The following is a 21,086-nucleotide window of genomic DNA, read 5'->3' as shown; positions in this document are numbered from 1 at the left end:
GGTGCGTTAAGTACCACACACTCCTTGACAAATTCGCCAATTCGATTCGCGAATTTGAATGATTTCCCGTCATAGTTGCTGGGCCGCCACCCACTCTCAACGGTTTAAGCGCGAGCCTGCCCTCAATCATTGTCCGGCAACCGCGAAAGGCAGCTTGCAAAAGCGCCGCGTTGCTTTTTCAATCGGCAGGATGAATGAACGACTCCTCCGGGCCGTCGATGACCGGGTCGACGACCTGATAGCGCTGACCGCCGAGCTCATCCGCTTTCCGACCGTCAATCCGCCCGGCGAGGCCTACCGGCCATGTGCCGAGTATCTCGGCGCACGCCTCAAGAAGCTCGGCTTCGAAACCGAATTCATTCGCGCAGAAGGCACACCCGGCGACACCGACCGCTACCCGCGCGTCAATGTCGTCGCCCGCTTCGACGGCCGCTCGCCCGGTGCCTGCGTCCATTTCAACTCGCATATCGACGTGGTCGAGGCCGGCGAAGGCTGGACCGTCGATCCTTTCGCCGGCCTGGTGAAGGAAGGTAGGGTCTACGGCCGCGGCGCCTGCGACATGAAAGGCGGGCTGGCGGCTTCTGTCATTGCCGCCGAAGCCTTCATGGAGGTCTACCCCGACTTTCCCGGCGCCATAGAGATATCCGGCACGGTCGACGAGGAATCTGGCGGGTTCGGCGGCGTCGCCCATCTGGCGAAGCTCGGCTATTTCTCGAAGCCGAAGGTCGACCACGTCATCATCCCCGAGCCGCTGAACAAGGACCGCATCTGCCTTGGCCATCGCGGGGTCTGGTGGGCCGAGATCGAGACCAAGGGCGAGATCGCGCATGGCTCGATGCCGTTCCTCGGCGACAACGCGGTGCGCCATATGGGTGCCGTCGTGCAGGCCTTCGAGGACGAGCTTTTCCCGGCGCTCGACCGCAAGGTGACGCGCATGCCGGTGGTGCCCGAGGGCGCCCGGCGCTCGACCATGAACATCAATTCCGTCCATGGCGGCCAGACCGAGGATTTCCGGCCGGGACTGCCCTCGCCCAACGTGCCGGATTCCTGCCGGCTGACCATCGACCGCCGCTTCCTGCTCGAGGAAGACCTCACCACCGTCAAGGGTGAAGTCACCGGCATCCTCGACCGGCTGAAGCGCGAGCGAGAAAAGTTCGACTACGAGATCCGCGACCTGATGGAGGTGCTGCCGCTGATGACCGAGCGCGACGCGCCGGTGGTGAAAGCCGTCGCCAAGGGCATCATGGAAATCTTCGACCGCGAGCCGGAATACGTCATCTCGCCCGGTACCTACGACCAGAAGCATGTTGCCCGCATTGGCCAGATCTACGACTGCATCGCTTATGGCCCCGGCATCCTCGATCTCGCGCATCGGCCGGACGAATGGGTGGGCATCGCCGACATGGTGGACGCGGCCAAGGTGATGGCGATCGGCCTCGACGTGCTGCTGCGCGGTACGACCGGCTGATCGGGAAAAACATTTCCCTTGGCGCCACCCGGCAGCACGAAACGCAATTTACTCACAGGCCAAATCACGCTTCTATCCGCTGGGCTTGTCCGTTTGACCGCATGGGAGTTCGGCAATGAAACTGTGGAAGACCATTTTGGCCGCCGCTGTGCTTACTTTCGCTGCCGCCACGTCGGCATTTTCGGCCCGCACCGACCTCGTCATCGGCATTCCGCTCGAACCCCCGCATCTCGATCCGACCGCGGGCGCCGCCGCCGCCATCGACGAGGTGCTCTACGCCAATGTCTTCGAAGGTCTCACCCGCATCGGTCCGAACGGCGAGGTGATCCCCGACCTTGCCGAAAGCTGGACCATCTCGGATGACGGCAAGATCTACACTTTCAAGCTGCACACCGGCGTGAAATTCCACGACGGCAGCGATTTCAGCGCCGATGACGTGAAATTCTCTCTCGACCGTGCCCGGGCCGACAATTCGGTCAACGCCCAAAAGGGGCTGTTCGCGCAGATCGACAAGGTCGATGTCGTCGATCCGGCGACGGTGAAGGTCACGCTGAAAAACCCGCAAGGCTCCTTCCTGTACAATATGGGCTGGGGCGACGCAGTGATCGTGTCACCGAAATCGGCCGACACCAACAAGGAAAAGCCGGTCGGCACCGGCCCCTTCAAGTTCCAGAGCTGGGCCAAGGGCTCGTCGATCACGCTTGTGAAGTCGGATAATTACTGGGGTGCCCCGGTTGCGCTCGACAAGGTCGAGTTCCGCATCGTACCCGACGCCGCCGCCGCCGTGCCGGCGCTGCTTTCCGGCGACATCCAGGCCTTCCCCTTCTTCGATCCCGATAGCGTCTCTCAGGTCAAGGACGATCCGCGTTTCAAAGTGGTGATCGGCTCCACCGAAGGCGAGACGATTCTTTCGATCAACAACAAGAAGCCGCCCTTCGACAAGCTCCAGGTGCGCCAGGCCATCTCCTTCGCGCTCGACCGCAAGGCGATCATCGACGGTGCCTCGGCGGGCCTCGGCGTGCCGATCGGCTCGCATATGTCGCCCGCCAACAAAGACTATGTCGACCTCACCGGCCTCTATCCGCACAATGTCGACAAGGCCAAGGAACTGCTGAAGGAAGCCGGCCTAGAAAAAGGCTTCAAGGCGACGCTAAAGCTGCCACCGCCGTCCTATGCGCGGCTTGGCGGCGAGATCATCGCGTCCGAACTGCGCGATGTCGGCATCGATCTGGAGATCATCCCCGTCGAATGGGCGCAATGGCTGGATCAGGTCTTCACCAAGAAGGACTACGACCTCACCATCGTCTCCCACACCGAGCCGAACGACATCGATATCTATTCGCGCAAGGACTATTACTTCAACTACGACAACCCGGCCTTCGACGCCATCATCGCCAAGCTCAACCTGACCTCGGACGAGGCGAAGCGGAAAGAGCTGCTGGCAGAGGCGCAGAAGATCCTGGCCGACGACGCCGTGGTCGGCTTCCTTTACGAGCTGCCGAAGGTCGGGGTCTGGGACGCGAAGCTGCAGGGCCTGTGGGAGAATGCACCGATTCAGGCCAATGACCTTACCAAGGTGAAGTGGACGGATTGACGGCCGGCGCGGTCGCCTGATCGCCTCCCATGGCCACCTATCTCCTCAAGCGCCTCATCATCGCGGCCATCACGCTGGTGCTGGCCTCGATGGTGGTGTTTGCGGTCATGGAAATCCTGCCTGGCGACCCGGCGCGCCTGATGCTGGGCTTCAACGCCAGCGCCGACCAGGTCGAGCTGTTGCGCAACCAGATGGGCCTGAACGCGCCGCTTGTCCTGCGCTACCTGCACTGGGCGGGCGGGTTGCTCAGCCTCGATTTCGGTCGCTCCTACACCTATTCGGTTCCCGTCATCGACCTCGTGGGTGAGCGCGTCGTCGTTTCTCTGCCGCTGGCGCTAATCGCGCTGGCGCTGTCGACCGTCATAGCCATTCCGGTCGGGGTGTTTTCCGCCGGCCGCCAGGGCCGGGCCGGCGACACAGTCGCCATGGGTGCTGCCCAACTCGGCGTTGCCGTGCCGAATTTCTGGTTCGCGCTGATGCTGATCTATCTCTTCGCCGTCTGGCTGCGGCTGGTGCCGGCGGGTGGGTTTCCTGGCTGGGGCGCCGGGATCTGGCCGGCGGTAAAATCGCTGCTGCTGCCGGCGGTGGCGCTGGCGCTACCGCAGGCGGCGATCCTGGCGCGCGTCGCCCGCTCGGCGCTGATCGAGGTGCTCAACGAAGACTATATCCGCACCGCCCGCGCCAAGGGCCTGCCCTACCGCGCCGTGCTCTGGCGCCACGCGCTGCGCAACGCCATGATCCCGGTGCTCACCATTCTCGGCCTGCAATTCGCGTTCCTGCTTGCCGGCACCATTATCATCGAGAATGTCTTCTATCTGCCGGGGCTTGGACGGCTGGTGTTCCAGGCCATCACCCAGCGCGACCTGATCGTCGTTGAGAGCGTCGTGATGCTGCTGGTCGCCGCCGTGATCGCCGTCAATCTGCTGGTCGATTTCTCCTACGCCGTTGTCGATCCGCGGCTCAGGGGGCGACAATGACGGTGCGCGTCGACCTGCCCGAGGAAACGCTTGCCGGGGTTTTGGCCAAAGCCTTCGGCAACCGCTCATTTCTGATCGGCTTCGCCATCACGCTGCTGGTGGCCGCGATCGCGCTGCTCTCCTTTGTATGGACGCCCTACGACGTCACCAAGCTGGTGATCGCAGACAAGACGCAGGCGCCCTCGTGGACGCATTGGTTCGGCACCGACCATTTCGGTCGCGACATCCTTTCGATGATCATGGTCGGCGCACGCAACTCGATCGCGGTGGCGCTGGTGGCGGTCGGTATCGGCATGGGCATCGGCGTGCCGCTCGGCGCCTTCGCGGCGGCGCGGGGCGGCCTTGCGGACGAGGCGCTGATGCGCATCAACGATCTCGTCTTCGCCTTCCCGGCGCTGCTGTCGGCGATCATGATCACGGCCATTTTCGGCCCGGGCGCCGTCAACGCCATCATCGCCATCGGCATATTCAACATCCCGGTCTTTGCGCGCGTGGCCCGCGCCGGCGCCTTGGCGATCTGGCCGCGCGAATTCATCCTCGCCGCACGGGCTGCCGGCAAGGGCATGACGCAGATTTCTATCGAGCACATCCTGCCCAACATCGCGACACTGCTGCTGGTACAGGGCACGATCCAGTTTGCGCTGGGCATCCTCGCCGAAGCGGGGCTTTCCTATGTGGGCCTGGGCGCGCAGTCGCCAATGCCGAGCTGGGGCCGCATGCTGTTCGACGCGCAGACGCGGATGGTGACGGCGCCGTGGATGGCGATCTTTCCCGGCATGGCGATCATCGTGACCGTGCTTGGGCTCAACCTGCTCGGCGACGGCATCGCCGACATCCTCGATCCGAAATCGCGGCGGCGGCGATGAGCCTGCTCCAGATCGAGAACCTGTCGCTTGTCATCGGCGGAACGCCGATCCTGAAGCAGGTCGATCTTGCGATTGCGCCCGGCGAGGTGGTCGGCCTGGTCGGCGAATCCGGTTCCGGCAAATCGATGACGGCGCTGACGATCATGAGCCTGCTGCCGCATCTAGCTCAAGCCCGCGGACGCGTCACTTTCGACGGCATCGACCTCCTTGCAGCGAGCGAGGACCAGATGTGCGCGCTGCGCGGCGACGACATCGGCATGGTTTTCCAGGAGCCGATGACGGCGCTCAATCCAGTCAAGACCATCGGCGAGCAGGTGGCCGAGGGCATTCGCTGGCACACCAGGGCGGGCCGCGCCGAGGCCGAGGATCGCGCGCGAAAAATGCTCGACCGTGTCGGCCTGCCGGAAGCCAAGTTCCCACTGTCGCGCTACCCGCATGAGCTCTCCGGCGGGCAGCGCCAGCGCGTCGTCATCGCCATCGCCTGCGCGCTGAAGCCAAAACTGCTGATCGCCGACGAGCCGACCACGGCGCTCGATGTGGTGCTGCAGGCGCAGATCCTCGACCTGCTGCGCGACCTCGTCAGCGAAAACCGCATGGGCCTGCTGCTCATCTCGCACGATCTCGCGGTGGTGACCGAGATGGCCGACCGTCTGACCATCCTGCGCGGTGGCGAAGTGATGGAGGCCGGCGACACCGCGCGCACGCTGTCGGCACAACACCACCCCTACACGCGCGAGCTGGCGCTGGCTTCCATGCATGTGCCGGCGCGGCCCAAAAAACACCTTGCCGGTTCGGCAAGGCCGCTGCTCGAAGTCGAAGGCCTGAGCCGCGACTATCCGGGTCGGCGCAAATCCTTGTTCCGGGCGGCAGAACCGATTCGCGCCGTCGACGATGTCTCGCTAACCATCGAGCCGGCCCAGTCGGTAGCCCTCGTTGGCCGTTCCGGCTGCGGCAAATCCACGCTCGCCCGCATGATCCTGGCACTGGACAAGTCGACGGCGGGCTCAATCCGCTTTCGCGGCGAGACCATCACCGGCAAGTCAGAGGCCGAACTGAAGCCGGCCAGGCGCGACATGCAGGTTGTCTTCCAGGACCCTTACGGTTCCTTCGATCCACGCCAGAAGGTCGAGAAGCTGGTCGCCGAGCCGTTGCATCTTCTCGAGACCCAGCCGTCGAAAGCCGAGCGGCGCGAATTGGTCGCGCATGCGCTGCATGAGGTCGGACTCGGCCCGCGCGACATGGACAAATATCCGCATGAATTCTCGGGCGGCCAGCGCCAGCGCCTGTCGATCGCCCGCGCCATCATCACCCGCCCGAAACTGGTCGTCGCCGACGAGCCGGTCTCGGCGTTGGATGTGTCGATCCGCGCCCAGATCCTCGACCTCTTCGCCGAGCTTAACCAGAAGCTCGGCATCGCCTATCTGTTCATCACCCATGACCTGACGGTTGCCCGCGCCATGTCGGACGAGGTGCTGGTCATGCATGAGGGCAAGATCGTCGAGCGCGGCAGGACGGCCGATGTGCTCGACAGCCCGCGCTCGGAAGCCGCGCAGGCGCTGGTCGCGGCGGCGCCGGACCTTCACCGTGCCATAGCGCGACGCATGCAGGAACAAGGGTAAGCGGCGAGCCCGCGCTCAGCCCTCCGGTTTGACCAAATCCACCGGGCTGATGTCGAGCAGGTCGAGCGTGCGACGCAGCAGCTTCACCTCGCTCTCGGCAAGCTTGGAATCCGCCTTCGCGATCTCGGCCATGTGGCGCGCAAGCAGCTTTCGCCGCTCGACATCGAGGTCGCGGAACAGCGCGATCGCTTGTGAGCCGTTGGTCTCGTAGCCGTAGTCGTTGAGATATTCGACGACGCTGTCGATCGAGGCTTCGGGAATGCCAAAGGCTTCCTTGCAGATGTGCCGGAAGGCGACCATCTCGCTCTCCGACACCGCGCCGTCGGCCAGGATCATCCGGAACAGCATCAGAAGCTCGGCCGACAGCACCGGATCGTCCGCTACCTTGCGCACGCCCGGGTCGCCGTCGAAGATCGAGCGTATCTGGTCGAGCAGCGCCATCGCCGTAAGCCTCCCTTTGCGATTCCGTTGAAATTGTTAGCGTGGAATCGGTCTTGCGCAAACTGTCTAGGCATGATGGAAGCAGCCGTCCCCCCGCCTTGACCCACAGCCCGATGATCGACCTTACCTTGCAGACTGTCTTCATGCTCACCGCAGCCGCTTTCGCGGCGGGCTTCGTCGACTCGATCGCCGGCGGTGGCGGCCTGATCACCATCCCGGCGCTGCTCCTGGCGGGCTTCTCTCCGGTGGCAGCGCTCGGCACCAACAAGCTGCAGGGCATGTTCGGGTCCGGCTCGGCCACGATCCATTATGCCGCCAATGGCCAGGTCGATCTGCGCCGACAACTGCCTCCCGCGCTGCTGGCCCTTGTTGGGGGCGCCATCGGCGCCCTGCTGGCGACGATCGTGCCCGGCGACTTCCTGCGTGCCCTTTTGCCGGTTCTCCTGATCGCGATCGCTCTCTACTTCGCGTTCAAACCCAACATGAACGACGTTGACCGCGCAGAACGTCTGTCGCCGCTCCTCTTCGGCCTAACGATTGTGCCTGCCATCGGCTTGTACGACGGTCTGTTCGGCCCAGGCACGGGCTCGTTCCTTATGCTCGCCTTCGTCAGCCTTGCCGGCTATGGTCTGCTCAAGGCGACCGCGCACACCAAGCTGCTCAATTTCGCCTCCAACATCGGCGGCTTCGTCGTCTTCGCCGCCGTCGGCGTCATCGACTGGAAGATCGGTCTGATGATGGGTGTCGCCCAGTTTCTGGGCGCCCGCCTCGGCGCAGGCCTCGCCATCAAAATCGGCGCAAGACTGATCAAGCCGCTGCTGGTGATCGTGTGTGTAGCGCTGGCGGTGAAGCTGCTTGCCGACCCGGCCAATCCTCTACGCCAACTCATTGGTGTGTGACTGTCCTGCTGGTAGAATTCGGGTGTTGCGAATCATGTTGGAGGGACCGGACATGAATCTTAGTGCGCCCACGCAGATCGTGTTCATTATTTCGTTGGTCATCGCCGCCATCGGCCTACTCGCCGCTCTCGGCCTTCTTGCGTTCATTCCTCTCGCGTCAGTGTGGATCATGCTCATCGCCTATGTCGTGCTCGCCGGCGGCTGCCTGATGCGCGGCGCTTGACGCAATTCCAGGAAAAGTGTGCAGCGGTTTTCCGTCCGGAATTGCGTTAACCGCCAACACCAATCTCCAGGCAACTCGGAGCGCCCGGCCCTGCCGGGCGCTTTTGATTTTTGCGAGCGTGTTCTGCTAGGCTCGCGGCATGTCCGACGAGACGGAGCGCCATCGGGAGGATACTCGCTCTCCCGCCCTCCATTTCGAGATGGTGCGGCGCAAACCCGCCGCCTCGCTCGCAGGCATCGTCACGGATATCTGCGGCTACCGGGAAATATGGCCCGGCCATTTCCGCATGGTCGAATATGCCTCGCTGACCGTACCGCTGGTGATCAGCTTCGCCGGAGCCTTCGCCATCGGGCTCGGCCGCAGCCCGGGCGACAGCGATCGCTACGCCAGCTTCGCCGCCGGTCTCTATGCCGGCCCGGTCATGATCGAATCCTTCGGCGCCGCCTGCTGTGTCAAGGTCAATTTCACGCCGCTCGGCGCCAGGCAATTCTTCGGCCTGCCGATGAGTGAGTTGCGCGACCGCATGGTCGGGTTGGACGATGCGATGGGCTTTTGATGGCATCGCGCTGCGCGAACAGCTCGGCGAAGCGTCGGATTGGGACAAGCGCTTCGACATTGCCGAGGGGTTCATCGCAGGCCGCCTCGCGGACGCGCATGCGCTTTCGCCCGAAATCGCCTGGGCCTACCGAACGGTCATCGCATCGGGCGGCCGCACCCGCATTTCGGCGCTCGCCAGCGAGATCGGCCGGAGCCGCAAGCATCTGGCGGCGAAATTCACCGACGCGATCGGCATCGGCCCGAAGACATTGTCACGCATCGTGCGCTTCAACCGCGCGCTGTCGCTGTCGAAGCGGCAGGACGACAACTGGGCCGGCATTGCCGCCGATTGCGGCTACGCCGACCAGGCGCATCTGGTGCGCGAATTCCGTCAGCTTGCCGGCGAAACGCCGTCTGGGCTCGCCGCGCGGATCTAAGCCTCAGGCGAGGTAACATTTCTTCAAGACGTGGAAACCGCCTTCGCACAGACTGGCATTCATTCAACCGGCACAGGGATATTGTCATGCCAGCAACAAACGAAGCACCCCGTCTCTATCCAGTCCTTCGATACAGGAACGCCGCTAGCGTGATCGACTGGCTCAGCGAGGCCTTCGGCTTCGAACTGCGCGCCCGTTATGGCTATGGCGACATCGTTCACCACGCGGAACTGACCTTTGGGTCCTCGATGATCATGCTGGGCACCGCGCGCGACGACGATTACGGCAAGATGGTCGGCGAGCCCGGCGGTGGCGGCGGCAAGTCCATCTACATCGCCGTCGATGACGCCGATGCCGCCTATGCCAAGGCGAAGAAGGCCGGCGCCAGGATCACCCAGGAACTGGTCGACCGCGACTATGGCAGTCGCGAGTTCATCTGCCTCGACCCCGAAGGCAATGTCTGGTCCTTCGGCACCTACTGGCCGAAGGCGGGCGAGAAGGCGTAGTTGCTATCCGCGCCGGCATTTGCGGCTGGCGAAAACGCCTGAACTTCGTCATCCACGGGCGGAGCGGGAGCGAAGCGGACGCGAAGACCCGAGGATGACGATGCGACGGAAGCTTTCGCTAATGGCAAGCGTATGCGCATCGACGGGAGGACCTACCGCGCCAGCCCGAAAAGCGCATCGCAGTCGAGATGCTTCTCCAGCTCGGCCGCGACCTCGTCCAGCGCCTTCTCGACCTCGGCGCGATAGTCGATGCCCCCATCCTTGACCCCGAGGCTCGCAAGGTAGGCCGCGCGAAAAGCGTCCGCTGCAAACAGCCCATGCAGATAGGTGCCGATAACCTTGCCATCGGCGGAGACCGCGCCGTCCTCGAAGCCGTTGATGATCGCCGAAGGCCGCGCCGTGTCCGGGCCGGTGGTGCGGCCGAGATGGATCTCGTAGCCTTCGAGCGGCAGGCCGAACTGCACCGAATGAGCGCTCGAGTTGCGCACCGTTTTTTCCGGTTCCATCACCGTCTCGATGTCGAGCAGGCCAAGGCCCTCCGTCTCGATGACGCTGCCTTCGATGCCATTGGGGTCGCGAACCTTGCGGCCGATCATCTGATATCCGCCGCAGATGCCGACGACATGGCCGCCGCGTTTGCGGTGCGCGGCAAGGTCGCGATCCCAGCCATTCTCGCGGAATTTTATCAGATCGCCGATGGTCGATTTCGAGCCCGGAATGACCACCAGCCCGGCATCTTCCGGCAGCGGCTTTCCCGGCGGCACGAACACCACCTCGACCTGCGGCTCGGCCTTGAGCGGATCGAGATCGTCGAAATTGGCGATCCGCGCCAGCATCGGCACCGCCACCTTCAGTGCCCGCCTTTCGCCCGAGGCAAGGCGCTCGAGCACAACCGAATCTTCGGACGGCAGCCTTGCCGCGGACTTCAGCCAGGGCACGACGCCGAAACAGCGCCAGCCGGTAAACTTGCCGATGGCACTGACCCCATCGTCGAATAGCGAGACATCGCCGCGGAACTTGTTGATGAGATAGCCAGCGATCATGCGCCGGTCTTCCTCCGGCAGGATCAGATGCGTGCCGGCGACGGAAGCAATGACGCCGCCGCGGTCGATGTCGCCGATAAGCACCACCGGGACGTTGGTACGCGTGGCAAAGCCCATATTGGCGATGTCGCGGCTTCTAAGGTTGATCTCGGCCGGCGAGCCGGCGCCCTCGACGATGACGAGGTCGGCGTCCTCGCCGACCTTCGCCCAGGAATCGAGCACCGCATCCATCAGCCTTGCCTTCATCGCCTGATAGTCGCGCGCCCGCGCCTCGCCAAAAACCTTGCCCTGCACCACCACTTGCGAGCCGATGTCGCTTTGCGGCTTGAGCAGCACCGGGTTCATGTGCACGGTCGGCCTCACCCCGCAGGCCAGCGCCTGCAGCCACTGCCCGCGGCCGATCTCGCCGCCGCCGGTCTTGTTGTTGCCGGGGATGTCGGCGACGGCGGCGTTGTTGGACATGTTCTGCGGCTTGAACGGCCTGACCTTCAGTCCGCGTTTTTTTGCTGCCCGGCAGAGCCCCGCCACCAGCACCGTCTTGCCGACATCCGAGCCAGTGCCTTGCAGCATGATCGCCCTCGCCATCAGCCCCTGCCCTCCGAGCCGATGATCGATTTCTGCGCGAGCGGTCCACCTCGCCAGATATAGAGCGCCATCAATGGCTCCTTGCCGGTACGCATGGCGTGATTGACGTTGGACGCATGGTGGATGATTTCGCCCGCCGCTCGAACCCGAAAGCCGGCCTCGCCCATGCGCCACTCGGTGCCGCCGGTCAGCGGAATGTAGATCTCCTCGGCGGTGTGGTGATGGTCTGGGTAGACACTGTCGGGCCCGAGGATCAGCAGGCCGCCGGCGACCTCGTCATTGACGAAATGCCCCCGCGTGCCGAACACCTCCAGCCAGCCGTAATTGTCGATGAAGAGCTGTCCGAAATCGGCAGCGGTATAAGTCTGCCCCCAGCACAGCTCGTTGCGATGGTCCGCGATGAACCGCGTCAGCGGCCCGGCGTCCCGCGGCGCAAGCTCCGCAATCCGATCGAGATGGCGGAGGCAACGAAGCGCACGTGGTTCGCGCGAACGAGAGGGCATGTGCCAATCGATGCGCGCGACGGCGTCCGCAACCAGATCGCTGTCGATGCCGGCGAGATAGAAGTGGAACCGGTCCAGCAGCTGATCGAAAATTGTCGGCACGCAAGACTCCGTTGATCAATCCATGCACAGCCGGTCCGCGGCGGGCTGGGTTGCGCGGCGGCATCATTGGTCTAAATTGATCGCTGCGCAAAGCCAAAAACGACAGGCCACAAGGCCTGAAACGACAGGGAGCACGCCATGGACGCGGCAGTCGATGCGGGCACTGGCCAATTCGAACTCACCGAGCAACAGCGCGCCATAAAGGAGATGGCTGAGGCCTTCGCGGCCGATCGGGTCGCGCCGAACGCGCTCGACTGGGACCGGGCAAAGCACTTTCCGGCCGACGTGATCCGCGAGACAGGGCCGCTCGGCCTGGGCGGCATCTATGTCCGCGACGATGTCGGCGGCTCGGCGCTCGGTCGGCTCGATGCGGTGCTGATCTTCGAGGCGCTGGCGCATGCCGATCCGGCCTTCTCCTCCTTCATCTCCATCCACAATATGGCGGCCTCGATGATTGACCGCTTCGGCAGCGACGAGCAGCGCCGGCGCTTCCTGCCGAAGCTGACCACGATGGAATGGCTGGCGAGCTATTGCCTGACCGAGCCCGGCTCCGGCTCGGATGCCGCCGCCTTGAAGACGAGAGCGGTGAGGAGCGGCGGCGACTATGTCTTGAACGGCGCCAAGCAGTTCATCTCGGGGGCTGGCGACAGCGACCTCTATGTCGTCATGGCGCGCACCGGCGGCGACGGGCCCAAAGGCATTTCGACCCTGGTGGTGCCCAAGGATGCGCCCGGCCTCTCCTTCGGCGCCAATGAGCATAAGATGGGTTGGCATATGCAGTCGACCCGCCACGTCATCTTCGAGGATTGCAAGGTGCCGGTCGAGAACCTGCTTGCCACCGAAGGCGCGGGCTTCGGCATCGCCATGGCCGGGCTCGACGGCGGCCGGCTCAACATCGCCGCCTGCTCGCTGGGCGGCGCGCAGTCGGCGCTCGACAAGGCGCTCGCCTACACGAGCGAGCGCAAGGCCTTCGGATCGAAGATCAACCAGTTCCAAGCCCTGCAGTTCAGGCTGGCCGACATGGAGACGGAGCTGCAGGCGGCCCGCATCTTCCTCTATGCCGCCGCCTCGAAGCTCGATCTCAAGGCGTCGGATGCCGGCAAATGGTCGGCGATGGCCAAGCGCTTCGTCACCGACATCGGCTTCGACGTCGCCAACGAGGCGCTGCAGTTGCATGGCGGCTACGGCTATCTGCACGATTACGGCATCGAGAAGCTGGTGCGTGATCTGCGCGTCCACCAGATCCTCGAAGGCACCAACGAGATCATGCGCGTCATCATCGCGCGTACGCTGATCGGCCGCTGAAGCAGCAAATTTCGGGAGACAACGATGGCAACGATCGCCTTCATCGGCCTTGGCAATATGGGCAACCCAATGGCTGCCAACCTCGTAAAGGCGGGGTATGCGGTGCAAGGCTTCGACCTCGTGCCGGAGAACCTCACGATCGCAAAAGAGCATGGCGTCACCGTCATGGCCAATGCCGTCGCCGCGGTGAAGGACGCCGACGTGGTGATCACCATGCTTCCCGCCGGCAAGCATGTGTTGTCGGTCTACGAGGACATCGCGCCCAAGGCGAAGAAAGGCGCCTTGCTGATCGATTCCTCGACCATCGATGTCGAATCGGCACGCAAGGCTCACGCCATTGCCGCCAGGCACGGCTTGCCTTCGATCGACGCGCCTGTGTCCGGCGGCACCGGCGGCGCCACCGCCGGCACGCTCACTTTCATGGCCGGCGGGTCGGATGCAGCATTCGCCTCTGCCGAACCGATCCTGAAGCCGATGGCCGGCCGCATCGTTCATTGCGGCGGTGACGGCGCCGGCCAGGCCGCCAAGATCTGCAACAACATGATTCTCGGCATTTCGATGATCGGCGTCGCCGAAGCCTTTGTGCTCGCCGAGAAACTCGGCCTGTCGCACCAGGCGCTGTTCGACGTCGCCTCCACCTCCTCCGGCCAGTGCTGGTCACTGACCACTTACTGCCCGGTGCCCGGCCCTGTTCCGGCGTCGCCCGCCAACCGCGACTACAAGCCGGGTTTTGCTGCCGCCCTCATGCTCAAGGACCTGAAATTGTCGCAGGAAGCCGCGCAAAGCGCCGGCGCCGTGACGCCTCTGGGCGCCGAGGCGACGCAGCTCTACGCGCTGTTCAATGCGCAGGGCAACGCAGGCGCCGACTTTTCCGGCATCATAAATTTCCTGCGCGGCGATCAAACCTAAGCAGCTGCTTGCAAAGGGTTATTAGCAAATTTTTTCGACAGAAATCCGGCAAATTTAGATTTGCTTAAGGTCTCGCTAACTCACCGGTAACGATGTGCCTTTAAAACGGACTGCGAGGCGGACATCGCAACCGCCCGGCGCTCCGGATCAGGTCTCGCGTACCGGAGCCCGTAAGTTTCGCAGGTCTCGAGTAGCGAAACGCCATGCGTATCTGGCAAAGCCGCGTTCCCTTCTGGGACGCGGTTTTTGCGTCTGGGCAAGGCTTCGCTGCAGATTCGGGTCGCCGGGCACCTCCAGCAAGGGCGCCCGGCTGTGTTTTCTCAGCGCTTCCGCAAATCCGCCTCCGCAAGGTCGAGCGCCTTGGCGATGCGCTCGCAGGCCATGTCGATGGTGTCGCGCGTCCAGATCAGCGGCGGCGACAGTATCATCGTGTCGCCGGTGGCGCGCAGCATCATGCCCTGCGAGATCGCGTGATCGCGCACGACGACCGCCGCACTTCCCGACGGCAGGTATCGTTCCTTGGTCGCCTTGTCCTTGACGATCTCTATCGCACCCATAAGACCGATCGAGCGCACCTCGCCGACCAGCCTGTGGCCGGCGATGCGCTCCTGCAGCGCCTGCGCGAAATAGGGACCGGTGTCGGTCCTGACGAGCTCGACCAGACCTTCCCGTTCAATGATCTCGAGGTTCTTCAGGGCCACCGCGCACGCGACCGGGTGACCGGAATAGGTGTAGCCGTGGTAGAACTCGCCGCCCTTTTCGACGAGCGTCCTGCTGATGCGGTCGCCGACCAGGAGCGCCGACAGCGGCTGGTAGCCGGAGGTCAGCGCCTTGGCGGTGGTGATGGTGTCGGGCTCAACGTCGAAGGTCTGCGCCGCGAACCATTCGCCGGTGCGGCCATAGCCGGTAATCACCTCGTCGAGCATCAAGAGCACGTCGTATTTGCGGCAGATGCGCTGCACCTCCGGCCAGTAGCTGATCGGCGGGATTTTCACACCGCCCGCACCCATCACCGGCTCGCCGATAAAGGCGGCGACCTTGTCGGCGCCGGCTTCGAGGATGGCGTCCTCGACGGCCTTGGCGGCGCGCAGGCCGAAATCATGGTCGCTTTCGCCGGGCAGCGCGAGCTCATAGGCATAGGGCATCATCACATGGACGATGTTCGGCACCGCGCCGCCGAGCTGCTTGTGCATCGGCTCCATGCCGCCGAGCGAGGTGCCGGCGATCGTCGAGCCGTGATAGGCCATCTTGCGCGAGATGATCCGGTTCTTCTCAGGCTTGCCTTCGAGCGCCCAATAGTGGCGCACGAGCCGCAGCGCTGTGTCGTTGGCCTCGGAGCCGGACGAGCCGTAGAAGACCTGACCGACATGCTCCGGCGCCAGGTCCGCCAGCTTCTGCGACAGCAGCACCGGTGTAGGCGTCGAACACTTGAAGAAGGAGTTGTAGTAGGGCAGCTCCTTCATCTGGGCGTAGGCGGCCTCCGCCAGTTCGTCGCGGCCGTAGCCGACATTGACGCACCAGAGGCCCGCCATGCCGTCGAGGATTTCCGTTCCGTCGGAATCATAGATGAACGGCCCTTTGGCGTGGGTGATGATGCGAGAGCCCGCTTCACGCAGTTCCTTATGGTCGGTGAAGGGATGAAGGTGATGCGCGGCATCGATCTGCTGAAGCTGCTTCAGCGAATAGTTCTGATAGGTCATGGGTTTGTCTTTCCTCTTGAATCAATCCGGCGGTGGCCGGGGCGGATTCGTCAGAGGAAACGGGGCGGCGAATAGCCGATGCGGGCGCACAGCCGCAAAAGCTCGGCGCGCAGCGTGCGCGGTGACGGCGTCACCGCGACCCCGAAGGCGTCTGATGTGCTGATGCGGACCATGGCGGCACCTTAAGCCGCCAACGGCCAGCAATTCAAGCTGGACCGGCAAGCGTGCGCTGTAGAAAGACGTAGCGCATCGCCGTTTGCGCGGCCTGGGGCCGGCGATCGCCGCGCCCGCCATGGCCGCCTTCGGTCTCCTCGAAGAACAGCGTTTTGCCGTGACCGGCGGCCTGCAGCCGCGCCGCCATCTTGCGCGCATGCCCCGGATGGACGCGGTCGTCCGCGGTCGAGGTCATCAGCAGCACCGGCGGATAAACGGCACCTGTCGCCACACGCTGATAGGGCGAATAGGCGGCGAGCCATGCCGCCTCCTCCGGCTTTGACGGATCGCCATATTCCGCCATCCACGAGGCACCGGGCGGCAGTTCGGTGTAGCGCAGCATGTCGAGCAGCGGCACGTCGATGATGACGGCGCCGAACAGCTCCGGACGCTGTGTCAGCGACACGCCCGTGAGCAGGCCGCCATTCGATCCGCCCTGGATGCCGAGTTGTGCCGCCGTGGTGATACCGCGCCTGACCACATCCTCGGCGACCGCGGCGAAATCATCGAACGCTTTCTGGCGCTTGCCCTTGAGCGCCGCCTGATGCCAGGCCGGGCCGAACTCGCCGCCGCCGCGGATATTGGCCTGCACATAGGCATTGCCCTTGTCCAGCCAGAGCCTGCCGCGGATCCCGGCATAGCCGGGCAAGAGCGGCACTTCGAAGCCGCCATAGCCATAGAGCAGCGCCGGCACCGGTCCCATCTGGTCGCGCCGCCTGACGACGAAATACGGGATCATCGTGCCGTCCTTCGAGCGCGCCTCGAACTGCTCCGAAGTATAGGGCGATGCATCGAAGCGCGGCGGCTGCGATTTCACGGTTTGAAGCGAGTCGCCATTGTCGTCCGACCAAATGATCGAGCTCGGCGTCAGGAAATCGGTGAAGGAGAAGGAGACGCTGGAGCCGAAATGCTCGGCATGGCTGATGCCGACATTGCCGTTGTCGGGCAGGTCGACCGGCTTCACCGACCAGCCATTGCCGGTGCGGTCGCAAACGACGACCTTGCCGCGCACATTGTCCATCAGGTTGATGAACAGCCGGTCCTGCGTCCTCGCGAGACCTGCGATTGAAACGCGGGGCTCCGGTTTGAGCAGCGTCTCGACCGGTTCGAACGAACCCGTTTCAATCCAGCGGTCGAAATCCACGGAATGGAGCCCATCCGGCAGGCAGCGCGTGCCGTCCGGCGCCGTCCACGGACTGCGGACGCCGAAGACGAGCTGTCCCTTGAAGATCGCGGTGTCGGTCGCGTCGTCGGGCAGCGGGATGCGCCGGTTCTCGCCCGAAGCCAGCCGAAGGAAACTGTGCGAGGTGAAGAAGTCGATGGTCTTGCCGAGCATGACATGTTTCTTGTCGCCATCGAACTCCACGCCGCCGCCGACCGCGAGATGATTTTTTTCGCCCTCGAAGATCGGCGTCGCCTTCTCCAGCTTCGTGCCGCGCCGCCAGAGCTTGATCACCCGCGGATAGCCTGACTGAGTTTTGTCCTCGTCCTCGAAAGCCGCCGAGACGATCACCGTATCCCCGTCCAGCCAGGAAAACCCCGACTTCGAAGCCGGTGCCCGAAACCCGTCCTCGACGAAGGATTTGGTCGCAATGTCGAACTCGCGCATCTCGCTGGCGTCGCCGCCGTCCGGCGACATGAACAGCAGGCAGCGGTCGAAATCGGGATAGAGCCGGCTCGCGCCGCCGAACACCCATTTCACGCCTTCCTTGGCCGAGAGCTGATCGAAATCGAGGATCGTTTCCCATTCCGGCTTGTCGGTCTTGTAGGAGGCGACCGTCGTGCGGCGCCACAAGCCCAGCGCGTTGGTCTTGTCCTGCCAAAAATTGTAGACGTAACCGGCGAGCGCCGATCCGACCGGGATATTGTCCTCGGCCGTCATCAGGTCGAGCGCGGTCTCGAATGCCGCCTGATAGGATGGATCGCCCTGCAGTTCGGCGACAGTCGTCGCATTCTGGCGATGGACCCACTCAAGCGCTTCCTTGCCGTTGCGATCCTCCAGCCACAGGAAAGGATCCTCGACCGGCAATTCAGGCTGGGTTTGGGTCATCGGGCTGGTCATGCTGGTCTCCGGGTCTGGCGGCCCTGCCTACATCGCGTTCGCCGCGCCAACATTCAAGAGCAGCGCTGCCTGCGCTCAGCCAGCCGGCCCTACATCACCCGCCGGCGAATGATGGTGGCGACAGCCAGCGCCGCGCAGATCGTGCCGAGCGTCACCGGAAGCCCCGCGGCGCCGATCAGGTCCATCACGCCGCCGGTCAGCGGCGGCACGAGGATGCCACCGACGCCCCACATCAAGGAGAAGGCGGCATTGCCCGCGACCAGCGCCGAGCCGGTAAAACGCTCGCCGAGCTCGATGATCGACATCGTGTAGATCCCGTAGGACACCGCGCCCCAGATGAAGACGCAAGGCCAGATCAGCGGCGTCTCGATGAGCGCCGGCAAGAGCGCGCAGCCAAGAACCGTCACCGAGACACAGCCGAAGCGCACGAGGCGCGCTGTCAGTCTTTCGGCGAGCAGGCCGAGCGGCACCTGCATGGCGATGTTGCCGGCGATCATCGTCGACAGCAGCGCCGACATGCGCGTCTCGGGAATGTCGAAGTGGGTGCCATAGACGGGAAGCAGCGCCAGCACCGACTGCTCGAAACCGGCGGCAGCGACGACCGCCGACAGGAGCAGCCAGGCGAGCGGCATGAAGCCCAGCACCGAAACTTTTTCACCTGCCTCGTCGACCCTGGGCAGACGTTTCACCACGACCGCCAGGCAGGCGCCGCAGAAAAGAAAAGCAAAGATGCCGACCAGAAAAGGCGGCCAACCGTCCGTGCCGACCGCCAGCAGGCAGAGCGGCCCGGCCGCGAACCCAGCCGAGATGATGGTCGAATAGACCCCCATGACGCGCCCGCGCCGCGACGGCGGCGCCAGCGCGATCACCCAGATTTCGCTGAGCACATAAAGCGGGTTGGTGACCACGCCGACCAGGAAGCGCAGTGGGAACCACAAATAGACGTCCTGCGTCCAGCCGATCAGCGCCAGCACCAGTGCCGAGAGCCCGGCGCACGTGAGGGCAGTGCGCCCTGCTCCGAACCGGCGCGCCAGCCCCGGAATCAGTGGCGAGGACAGGATGAAGCCGACCGGCGTCATCGCGGCCGACAGGCCGATCACCGCCGGCGACACGCCCTGACGCTGCAGGATGAAGCTCAACAGCGGATAGGAAAGCCCCTGCGCGATGGCGAACACCGACACGGTCGCGATCACGCCGGTAATCGCCGCCCACTGCACCGTCTCGCCGGTCTCTGATTTCGCCAGAGCCATCATTCCTGCTCCATTCAACGGAGGCTTAGCCGCTGCCGGCGACAGCCGTAAGGGCCAACTGACGGCAAGGGCGCATGTTCCAGCCAATCCTTGTCAGGAACGCCGGCAGGGAATGCTTTGGCGGCGGCAATTCGGCGGGCCAATCTGCCCTTCCGTCATGTCGCTTCCCTCGCCCTAGTGGTCGCCGCCTCCTTACCGGCAGCATTGCCGCCGGTCCATTATGCCGACCACTTTCGCATCCCCACGAGGCCTCTCATGACTGCCGCCCTTCATCCCGCCGAACCGGCATTGGCAACAGATCGCGCCCGCCGCGGCGGCCGTGCTGGCAAACGCGCCGGCGGATCGGCAGCCTTCGAGCAGCCGCCGTTCCGGCAGCTTAAGAACCCGCTGGTGCCCACGAGGCTGGTGTCCGACGACGAACTGGAATCGATCCACCTCGCCTCACTGCGCGTTTTGAAGGAGATCGGCGTCGACGTGCTGCATGACGAAGCCCGCCGCATCATGAAGGCGCATGGCGCCGACGTTCGCGAAGGCAGCGAGCGCGTTCGCTTCGATAGCGACATGATCCTCGAGCTCATCGCGCACTGTCCGCCGGAGTTCACGTTGCACGCCCGCAACCCGGCGCACAATCTGCGCTTTGGCGGCAACAACGTCATCCTGTCGATGATGGCCTCGGCGCCCAACTGCTCCGACCTCGACCGCGGCCGCCGCCCCGGCAACCAGGTCGACTACCGCAATTTCCTGCGCCTGGCGCAGATGCACAACATCCTGCAGTGCACCGGCGGCTATCCGGTCGAGCCGATCGATATCCATCCCTCGGTTCGGCATCTCGAATGCATCCGCGACCTCGCCACGCTGACCGACAAGGTCTTCCACATCTATTCGCTCGGCAAGGAACGCAATGTCGACGGCATCGAGATCGCCCGCATCGCGCGCGGCATCAGCCGCGAGCAGCTGATGGAGGAGCCGTCGGTCTTCACCATCATCAACACCAATTCGCCGCTCAAGCTCGACGTGCCGATGATGGAAGGCATCATCCAGATGGCCAGCATGGGCCAGGTAGTGATCGTCACGCCGTTCACACTCTCCGGCGCCATGGCGCCCGTCACCATCGCCGGCGCGCTGGTGCAGCAGAATGCCGAGGCGCTTTCCGGCATCGCCTTTGCCCAGATGGTGAAGAAAGGCGCGCCGGTCGGCTATGGCGGCTTCACCTCCAATGTCGACATGAAGTCGGGCGCACCGGCCTTCGGCACGCCCGAATACATGAAGGCGCAGCTCGCCGGCGGCCAGCTCGCCCGCCGTTACAATATCCCTTACCGGACCTCCAACACCTGCGCCGCCAACACGGTCGACGCTCAGGCCGCCTATGAAAGCGTCTTTTCGCTCTGGGGCGCCATCCAGGGCGGCGGCAATCTGATGATGCACGGCGCCGGCTGGCTGGAAGGCGGCCTGCGCTGCTCCTACGAAAAGACGATCCTCGACATCGACCTCCTGCAGATGGTGGCCGAATTTCTCACCCCGCTCGATCTCTCCGAAGACGCGCTCGGCTTCGACGCCATCCAGTCGGTCGGCCCGGGCGGCCATTTCTTCGGCACCCAGCACACGCAGGAGCGCTACAAGACAGCCTTCTACTCGCCGATCGTCTCCGACTGGCGCAATTTCGAGACCTGGACCGAGGCGGGCTCGCCGACGGCGCTGGAACGCACCAACAAGGTGTGGAAGGAGCGCCTCGCGGCCTACGAAGAGCCTTATATGGACCCGGCCATCCGCGAGGAGCTCAACGACTTCGTCGAGAAGCGTCGCGCCGAAGGCGGCGCGCCGACCGATTTTTGATCTTTCACGCCCCG

General features: G+C 64.2%; 20 protein-coding genes. 13 read left to right on the top strand and 7 right to left on the bottom strand.

Annotation, left to right across the window (positions count from 1 at the left end; genetic code table 11):
* Positions 1 to 190 precede the first annotated feature (190 nt).
* The 5 genes from CK215_RS00780 to CK215_RS00760 all read left to right on the top strand — a co-directional run bounded on the left by CK215_RS00780 (position 191) and on the right by CK215_RS00760 (position 6,524).
* Positions 191 to 1,468, top strand: coding sequence for an acetylornithine deacetylase/succinyl-diaminopimelate desuccinylase family protein (locus CK215_RS00780; protein ID WP_095830143.1), 1,278 nt, complete (start codon positions 191 to 193; stop codon positions 1,466 to 1,468).
* Between the two features lie 115 nt (positions 1,469 to 1,583).
* The gene (locus CK215_RS00775) at positions 1,584 to 3,062 is read left to right on the top strand and encodes an ABC transporter substrate-binding protein (protein WP_095829826.1); all 1,479 of its coding nucleotides are present in this window, start codon (positions 1,584 to 1,586) and stop codon (positions 3,060 to 3,062) included.
* 29 nt (positions 3,063 to 3,091) lie between these two features.
* Positions 3,092 to 4,039, top strand: coding sequence for an ABC transporter permease (locus CK215_RS00770; RefSeq protein ID WP_095778476.1), 948 nt, complete (start codon positions 3,092 to 3,094; stop codon positions 4,037 to 4,039).
* Positions 4,036 to 4,905 carry an ABC transporter permease gene (locus CK215_RS00765; RefSeq protein WP_095829825.1) on the top strand — a complete coding sequence of 290 codons (870 nt, stop codon included), beginning with the start codon at positions 4,036 to 4,038 and terminating at the stop codon, positions 4,903 to 4,905. The genes CK215_RS00770 and CK215_RS00765 overlap by 4 nt, the downstream gene beginning before the upstream one ends.
* The gene (locus CK215_RS00760) at positions 4,902 to 6,524 is read left to right on the top strand and encodes a dipeptide ABC transporter ATP-binding protein (RefSeq protein WP_095829824.1); all 1,623 of its coding nucleotides are present in this window, start codon (positions 4,902 to 4,904) and stop codon (positions 6,522 to 6,524) included. The genes CK215_RS00765 and CK215_RS00760 overlap by 4 nt, the downstream gene beginning before the upstream one ends.
* Before the next feature lie 15 nt (positions 6,525 to 6,539).
* Here the strand turns inward: CK215_RS00760 and CK215_RS00755 are convergent, their stop codons facing one another.
* Positions 6,540 to 6,965 (bottom strand): TerB family tellurite resistance protein, encoded by a 426-nt coding sequence (locus CK215_RS00755; protein ID WP_066999766.1) that lies wholly within the window; start codon positions 6,963 to 6,965, stop codon positions 6,540 to 6,542.
* A 113-nt stretch (positions 6,966 to 7,078) separates the two neighbouring features.
* On the opposite strand from CK215_RS00755, the gene CK215_RS00750 reads away from it, so the two are divergent.
* From CK215_RS00750 to CK215_RS00735, 5 genes are all read left to right on the top strand, one after another.
* On the top strand, positions 7,079 to 7,864 hold the full coding sequence (locus tag CK215_RS00750; RefSeq protein WP_095829823.1) for a TSUP family transporter: 786 nt from the start codon (positions 7,079 to 7,081) through the stop codon (positions 7,862 to 7,864).
* 52 nt (positions 7,865 to 7,916) lie between these two features.
* Positions 7,917 to 8,087, top strand: a complete 171-nt coding sequence (locus tag CK215_RS00745) for a hypothetical protein (protein WP_082954093.1) — start codon at positions 7,917 to 7,919, stop codon at positions 8,085 to 8,087.
* A 139-nt stretch (positions 8,088 to 8,226) separates the two neighbouring features.
* Complete coding sequence (locus CK215_RS32380; RefSeq protein ID WP_348628577.1) at positions 8,227 to 8,643, top strand: DUF6597 domain-containing transcriptional factor; 417 nt, start codon at positions 8,227 to 8,229, stop codon at positions 8,641 to 8,643.
* Entirely contained in the window at positions 8,627 to 9,061 is a 435-nt protein-coding gene (locus CK215_RS32375; RefSeq protein WP_348628576.1) for a helix-turn-helix transcriptional regulator, read from the top strand. Before CK215_RS32380 ends, CK215_RS32375 begins: the two co-directional genes overlap by 17 nt.
* Positions 9,062 to 9,147: 86 nt before the next feature.
* Complete coding sequence (locus CK215_RS00735) at positions 9,148 to 9,567, top strand: VOC family protein (protein WP_095829822.1); 420 nt, start codon at positions 9,148 to 9,150, stop codon at positions 9,565 to 9,567.
* Positions 9,568 to 9,719: 152 nt separating this feature from the next.
* Here CK215_RS00735 and CK215_RS00730 read toward each other — a convergent pair whose 3' ends face one another.
* Positions 9,720 to 11,195 carry a cobyric acid synthase gene (locus CK215_RS00730; protein WP_095778482.1) on the bottom strand — a complete coding sequence of 492 codons (1,476 nt, stop codon included), beginning with the start codon at positions 11,193 to 11,195 and terminating at the stop codon, positions 9,720 to 9,722.
* A complete protein-coding gene (locus tag CK215_RS00725) occupies positions 11,195 to 11,800 on the bottom strand; it encodes a dimethylsulfonioproprionate lyase family protein (RefSeq protein ID WP_066999751.1) in 606 nt (201 codons plus the stop codon). The genes CK215_RS00730 and CK215_RS00725 overlap by 1 nt, the downstream gene beginning before the upstream one ends.
* A 138-nt stretch (positions 11,801 to 11,938) precedes the next feature.
* Here CK215_RS00725 and CK215_RS00720 point away from each other — a divergent pair, with 138 nt between their 5' ends.
* Positions 11,939 to 13,105, top strand: coding sequence for an isobutyryl-CoA dehydrogenase (locus CK215_RS00720; protein ID WP_095829821.1), 1,167 nt, complete (start codon positions 11,939 to 11,941; stop codon positions 13,103 to 13,105).
* Between the two features lie 24 nt (positions 13,106 to 13,129).
* On the top strand, positions 13,130 to 14,014 hold the full coding sequence (gene mmsB / locus CK215_RS00715) for a 3-hydroxyisobutyrate dehydrogenase (protein ID WP_095778484.1): 885 nt from the start codon (positions 13,130 to 13,132) through the stop codon (positions 14,012 to 14,014).
* 320 nt (positions 14,015 to 14,334) lie between these two features.
* Here the strand turns inward: mmsB and CK215_RS00710 are convergent, their stop codons facing one another.
* From CK215_RS00710 to CK215_RS00695, 4 genes are all read right to left on the bottom strand, one after another.
* A complete protein-coding gene (locus CK215_RS00710; protein WP_095829820.1) occupies positions 14,335 to 15,714 on the bottom strand; it encodes an aspartate aminotransferase family protein in 1,380 nt (459 codons plus the stop codon).
* A 50-nt stretch (positions 15,715 to 15,764) separates the two neighbouring features.
* Entirely contained in the window at positions 15,765 to 15,887 is a 123-nt protein-coding gene (locus tag CK215_RS00705) for a capsid protein (RefSeq protein ID WP_095829819.1), read from the bottom strand.
* A gap of 32 nt (positions 15,888 to 15,919) precedes the next feature.
* Positions 15,920 to 17,989 carry a prolyl oligopeptidase family protein gene (locus CK215_RS00700; protein WP_095829818.1) on the bottom strand — a complete coding sequence of 690 codons (2,070 nt, stop codon included), beginning with the start codon at positions 17,987 to 17,989 and terminating at the stop codon, positions 15,920 to 15,922.
* Between the two features lie 89 nt (positions 17,990 to 18,078).
* Positions 18,079 to 19,239 (bottom strand): MFS transporter, encoded by a 1,161-nt coding sequence (locus CK215_RS00695; protein ID WP_095830142.1) that lies wholly within the window; start codon positions 19,237 to 19,239, stop codon positions 18,079 to 18,081.
* Positions 19,240 to 19,494: 255 nt separating this feature from the next.
* On the opposite strand from CK215_RS00695, the gene CK215_RS00690 reads away from it, so the two are divergent.
* Positions 19,495 to 21,072, top strand: a complete 1,578-nt coding sequence (locus CK215_RS00690; RefSeq protein ID WP_095829817.1) for a trimethylamine methyltransferase family protein — start codon at positions 19,495 to 19,497, stop codon at positions 21,070 to 21,072.
* The last annotated feature ends 14 nt before the right edge of the window (positions 21,073 to 21,086 follow it).

Origin of the sequence: Mesorhizobium sp. WSM3864 (genome assembly GCF_002294955.1) — a bacterium.
Classification (GTDB): Bacteria; Pseudomonadota; Alphaproteobacteria; order Rhizobiales; family Rhizobiaceae; genus Mesorhizobium.
Note: the sequence above shows the minus strand (reverse complement) of the source record. Positions and strands in the feature narration are given on the sequence as shown.